At 57.1% G+C, this 5,376-nt stretch carries 5 protein-coding genes; all 5 read left to right on the top strand.

The window, feature by feature from the left end; genetic code table 11:
* A partial coding sequence (locus RTK32_RS18350) for a chemotaxis response regulator protein-glutamate methylesterase (protein WP_312046507.1) occupies positions 1 to 787 on the top strand: 787 nt, incomplete at its 5' end.
* A gap of 41 nt (positions 788 to 828) precedes the next feature.
* A complete protein-coding gene (cheY, locus tag RTK32_RS18345; protein ID WP_034935773.1) occupies positions 829 to 1,218 on the top strand; it encodes a chemotaxis response regulator CheY in 390 nt (129 codons plus the stop codon).
* 9 nt (positions 1,219 to 1,227) lie between these two features.
* Positions 1,228 to 1,869 carry a protein phosphatase CheZ gene (cheZ, locus tag RTK32_RS18340; protein WP_312046504.1) on the top strand — a complete coding sequence of 214 codons (642 nt, stop codon included), beginning with the start codon at positions 1,228 to 1,230 and terminating at the stop codon, positions 1,867 to 1,869.
* 157 nt (positions 1,870 to 2,026) lie between these two features.
* Complete coding sequence (gene flhB / locus RTK32_RS18335; protein WP_312046502.1) at positions 2,027 to 3,172, top strand: flagellar biosynthesis protein FlhB; 1,146 nt, start codon at positions 2,027 to 2,029, stop codon at positions 3,170 to 3,172.
* Entirely contained in the window at positions 3,172 to 5,253 is a 2,082-nt protein-coding gene (gene flhA / locus RTK32_RS18330) for a flagellar biosynthesis protein FlhA (RefSeq protein ID WP_312046500.1), read from the top strand. Before flhB ends, flhA begins: the two co-directional genes overlap by 1 nt.
* Positions 5,254 to 5,376: the final 123 nt, after the last annotated feature.

The raw sequence follows: 5,376 nt of genomic DNA, 5'->3' as shown, positions 1-5,376 counted from the left end.
AGGCTCTGAAGTAACGCTGCGTGCGCTGGAGCTGGGCGCGGTGGATTTTGTTACCAAGCCGTCGTTGGGTATTCGTGAAGGCATGTTGGCCTACAGCCAGATGATTGCCGATAAGGTTCGGGCTGCGTCAAGGGCGAAGCTGCACGTACGTCGAGCGCAGTCCACACCGGTCATGCTGAAAGCCGGCCCGATGTTAAGTAGCGAAAAGCTGATTGCCATCGGAGCGTCGACGGGCGGAACGGAAGCTATCAGGCATGTCCTGCAACCGCTGCCAGCGACCAGCCCGGCGCTGATGATTACTCAGCACATGCCGCCAGGTTTTACCCGCTCTTTTGCCGAAAGGCTGAACAAGCTGTGCCAAATCACGGTAAAAGAAGCGGAAGATGGCGAACGCGTGCTGCCAGGCCATGCTTATATTGCGCCAGGCGCGATGCACATGGAGCTGGCGCGTAGCGGCGCAAACTATCAGGTGAAACTGCACGATGGCCCACCGGTCAATCGTCATAAACCTTCGGTAGACGTACTCTTTAAATCAGTTGCGCAGCATGCCGGTCGTAACGCCGTTGGCGTGATCCTGACCGGAATGGGCAACGATGGTGCTGCAGGCCTGCTGACCATGAACAAAGCAGGCGCGTGGACCATCGCCCAGAACGAAGCGAGCTGTGTGGTATTTGGTATGCCCCGCGAAGCCATTGCGCTCGGGGGCGCCAGTGAAGTGGTGGATCTCCACCAAATCAGCCAGCACATGCTGGCAAAAATTAGCGCCGGACAGGCATTACGTATCTAACGCAGCGCCCGTCCCGCGGGGCTACATAAACAGGAGTAATTATGGCTGACAAAAATATGCGGTTTCTGGTGGTCGACGATTTCAACACGATGCGTCGTATCGTCCGTAACCTGCTGAAAGAGCTCGGCTTCAATAACGTTGAAGAAGCAGAAGACGGCGTTGACGCGCTGGCTAAACTGCGTGCCGGTGGCTTTGACTTCGTGATTTCCGACTGGAACATGCCAAACATGGATGGCTTGCAGCTGCTGCAAACCATTCGTGCAGACGGCACGCTCGGCAAACTGCCGGTGCTGATGGTGACAGCCGAAGCCAAAAAAGAGAACATTATTGCGGCTGCTCAGGCGGGTGCCAGCGGCTATGTCGTTAAACCTTTTACTGCAGCAACGCTTGAAGAAAAGTTAGGCAAAATCTTCGAAAAGCTGGGTATGTAAGGAGCCGAGATGAGCGTAATTCCGAAACCAAATGCCGATGCGTCCGCGCACGACATTATCTCCCGAATTGGTTCGCTGACGCGGATGCTGCGCGACAGCCTGCGCGAGCTGGGACTGGATCAGGCCATTGCTGAAGCGGCGGAAGCCATTCCCGACGCCCGCGATCGCCTGGACTACGTAGTGCAAATGACCGCTCAGGCGGCCGAACGCGCGCTGAACTGCGTGGAGGCTTCACAGCCGCACCAGACAGAAATGGAGAATGGAGCTAAGGCGCTGAAAGTCCGTTGGGATGAGTGGTTTGAGAATCCTATCGAACTGGCAGATGCCCGCTCGCTGGTTTCGGATACCCGTGGTTATCTGGAATCGGTGCCGACGCATACGGGCTTCACCAATGCTCAGCTGATGGAAATCATGATGGCGCAGGATTTCCAGGACCTGACCGGTCAGGTTATCAAGCGCATGATGAATGTTATCCAGGAAATTGAGCGCCAGCTGCTAATGGTGCTGCTGGAAAACATGCCGGAACAGCCTGCACGTCCGAAGAAAGATGCGGACAGCCTGAAAAACGGCCCGCAGATTAACGGTCAGGCACCCGGCGTGGTGGCTAACCAGGACCAGGTCGACGACCTGCTCGACAGCCTCGGGTTTTAAGTTTGTCTCTCTGCTCAGGGCCGATCTCTATCGGCCCTTTTTTGCTATTACCTGAATAACCCCCTTTTTACGCGTTTACTCGCGGCATCATCCCTGCGCCTTTTTGGCATTCTAATCGCATTCATTCCGTACTCCAGAAATTCCTTGAGGATAGCCTGTGTCTGGTGATAGCGAAGAGGAAAAGACCGAATCCGCAACCCCCCACCGACTTGAAAAAGCACGAGAAGAAGGGCAGGTTCCGCGATCGCGAGAACTGACCTCGGTGCTGATGCTGGTGGCGGGATTAGGGATTTTGTGGATGGGCGGCGAAAGCATGGCCCGCAAAATCGGTAAGCTGCTGGCTCAGGGATTAGTGTTCGATCATTCGGTGGTCAGTGATACCAGCCAAATGCTGCGTCTGATTGGCCGGCTCTTCGTGCAGGCGGTATATACGCTGTTGCCGATGATGGCAGGCCTGGTGCTGGTGGCGATAGCCGCGCCGATGCTGCTGGGTGGCGTGCTGATCAGCGGCAAAGCGATCAAGTTCGATGTTGGCAAAATGAATCCCATTAAAGGATTAGCCAAGCTGGTGTCGGCGCAGACCGCGACGGAGCTGGCAAAATCGATTTTAAAAGCGGTGCTGGTTGGCTGTGTGACCTGGATGTATGTCAGCCATAACTGGCCGGCGATGATGCGTCTGATGAGCGAATCGCCCTATACCGCCCTGGCCAGCTCGCTGAACATGATCGCGATGTGCTGCGTGTTGGTGGTGCTGGGGCTGTCGCCGATGGTGGGCTTTGACGTGTTCTGGCAGCTGTACAGCTACTACAAAGGGCTGCGCATGACCCGCCAGGAAATCCGTGATGAATATAAACAGCAGGAAGGCGATCCGCACGTTAAGGGGCGTATCCGTCAACAGATGCGCGCCGCCGCTCGACGACGCATGATGGCAGATGTACCGAAAGCAGACGTTATCGTCACCAACCCGACGCACTATTCCGTCGCCTTACAGTATGACGAACGGAAAATGAGCGCGCCGAAAGTCGTGGCGAAAGGTGCAGGCGAGGTGGCGCTGCGTATTCGTGAATTAGGGAAAGAACACCGTATACCTGTCCTGGAGGCCCCGCCACTGGCGCGTGCGCTCTATCGACACAGTGAAATTGGCCAGCATATTCCCGGTACGTTATATGCGGCTGTTGCAGAAGTGTTGGCCTGGGTCTGGCAGCTCCGTCGCTGGAAGCTGGAAGGCGGCCTGGCTCCGAAAAAACCTGCTAATTTACCGGTGCCGGAAGCGCTGGACTTTGGCTCTGGAGAGAAAGACTGATGGCGAACCTGGCCACATTGTTACGCTTACCGAATTTTAAAGATACCCAATGGCAGATTATGGCCGGGCCGGTATTGATTATGATGATCCTGGCGATGATGGTACTGCCATTGCCGCCGTTCATCCTCGATCTGCTGTTCACCTTTAATATCGCGCTGTCGATAATGGTGCTGCTGGTAGCGATGTTTACCCAGAAAACGCTGGAATTCGCCGCGTTTCCTACCATTTTGCTCTTCTCTACCTTGTTGCGCCTGGCGCTGAACGTTGCCTCAACCCGTATTATCCTGATGGAAGGGCATACGGGGGCGGGTGCCGCGGGACGCGTGGTTGAAGCTTTCGGCCACTTCCTGGTGGGCGGCAACTTCGCTATCGGTATCGTGGTCTTTATCATCCTGGTGATCATCAACTTTATGGTTATCACCAAAGGTGCTGGCCGTATCGCTGAGGTGGGCGCACGTTTCGTGCTGGACGGGATGCCCGGTAAGCAGATGGCGATTGACGCCGACCTTAACGCCGGTTTGATTGGCGAAGACGAAGCGAAAAAGCGCCGTGCTGAAGTGACCCAGGAAGCGGACTTCTACGGTTCGATGGACGGTGCGAGTAAGTTCGTTCGCGGCGATGCCATCGCCGGTATCATGATCATGGTCATCAACGTCATCGGCGGCCTGCTGGTGGGCGTGGTGCAGCACGGTCTGGACGTGGGCCACGCGGCGGAAAGCTATACGCTGCTGACCATCGGTGACGGTCTGGTTGCCCAGATCCCGGCACTGGTTATCTCAACCGCAGCCGGTGTTATCGTTACCCGCGTAGCGACCGACCAGGATGTCGGCGAGCAGATGGTTACCCAGCTGTTTAAAAATCCACGCGTGATGATGCTGAGTGCAGGCGTGCTGGGTTTACTGGGTCTGATCCCGGGCATGCCAAACCTGGTGTTCCTGCTGTTTACCGCCGCACTGCTGGGCCTGGCCTGGTATATGCGTGGTCAGGAGACGAAGCCGAAAGCCGCGCCGCAGAGCAGCATGGTAAAAAGCACCGAAACGCCGGTTAACATGGAAGCCTCCTGGACCGACGTACAGCTGGAAGACACCCTGGGCATGGAAGTCGGCTATCGCCTGATCCCGATGGTAGACAATACCCAGGATGGCGAACTGCTGGGACGTATTCGCAGCATCCGTAAGAAATTCGCGCAGGAGATGGGCTTTCTGCCGCCGGTGGTGCATATTCGCGACAACATGGAACTGCCGCCGGCCCGTTATCGCATCCTGATGAAAGGCGTGGAAATTGGCAGCGGTGACGCCTATCCGGGCCGCTGGATGGCCATTAACCCCGGCACCGCCGCAGGCACCTTACCGGGTGAAGTGACGGTGGATCCAGCCTTTGGCCTGGCCGCTATCTGGATCGACAGCGCGCTGAAAGAGCAGGCGCAAATCCAGGGTTATACCGTAGTGGAAGCGAGTACCGTAGTAGCCACGCACCTGAACCATCTGATTGGTCAGTACGCCAGCGAACTGTTTGGCCGTCAGGAAGCGCAGCAACTGCTGGATCGCGTTACCCAGGATATGCCGAAGCTGACGGAAGATTTGATCCCAGGCGTGATCACCCTGACCACGCTGCACAAAGTGTTGCAGAATTTGCTGTCGGAACGCGTCTCCATCCGTGATATGCGTACCATTATTGAAACGCTGGCGGAACACGCCACCGTACAGACCGATCCGCACGAGCTGACCTCGGTAGTGCGTGTGGCGCTGGGCCGGGCCATTACTCAGCAATGGTATCCGGGCAATGGTGAAGTGCAGGTTATCGGGCTGGATACCACGCTGGAACGTCTGCTGCTGCAGGCGCTGCAGGGCGGCGGCGGCCTGGAACCGGGCCTGGCGGATCGTTTGCTGGCGCAGGCGCAGGGGGCGTTGATGCATCAGGAATCGCTGGGTGCACCGCCGGTACTGCTGGTTAACCATCCGCTACGCGCGCTGCTGGCCCGCTTCCTGCGGCGCAATCTGCCGCAGCTGATGGTGATTTCTAACCTGGAGCTGACCGACAATCGTCAGATCCGCATGACGTCGACTATCGGTGGTCATTGATGAAAAAAGCGCTGCTGTTTCTGTGCTGTCTGCCGCAGCTGGCGCTGGCCGCGAGCGGTGCCTGGCATGCTTCCGCGCCGGGGCCTGGGTTGCTGAATCGCGGTATGCAGCTTTCGTCTCCTC

The sequence above is a fragment of the Erwinia sp. genome, from assembly GCF_031978025.1.
In the GTDB taxonomy this organism is placed as follows: domain Bacteria; phylum Pseudomonadota; class Gammaproteobacteria; order Enterobacterales; family Enterobacteriaceae; genus Erwinia.
Note: the sequence above shows the minus strand (reverse complement) of the source record. Positions and strands in the feature narration are given on the sequence as shown.

What these genes read in the sequence shown, in the direction of transcription:
- cheY (WP_034935773.1), top strand. Translation starts at nt 829, where the DNA reads ATGGCTGACAAAAATATGCGGTTTCTGGTGGTCGACGATTTCAACACG.
- cheZ (WP_312046504.1), top strand. Translation starts at nt 1,228, where the DNA reads ATGAGCGTAATTCCGAAACCAAATGCCGATGCGTCCGCGCACGACATT.
- flhA (WP_312046500.1), top strand. Translation starts at nt 3,172, where the DNA reads ATGGCGAACCTGGCCACATTGTTACGCTTACCGAATTTTAAAGATACC.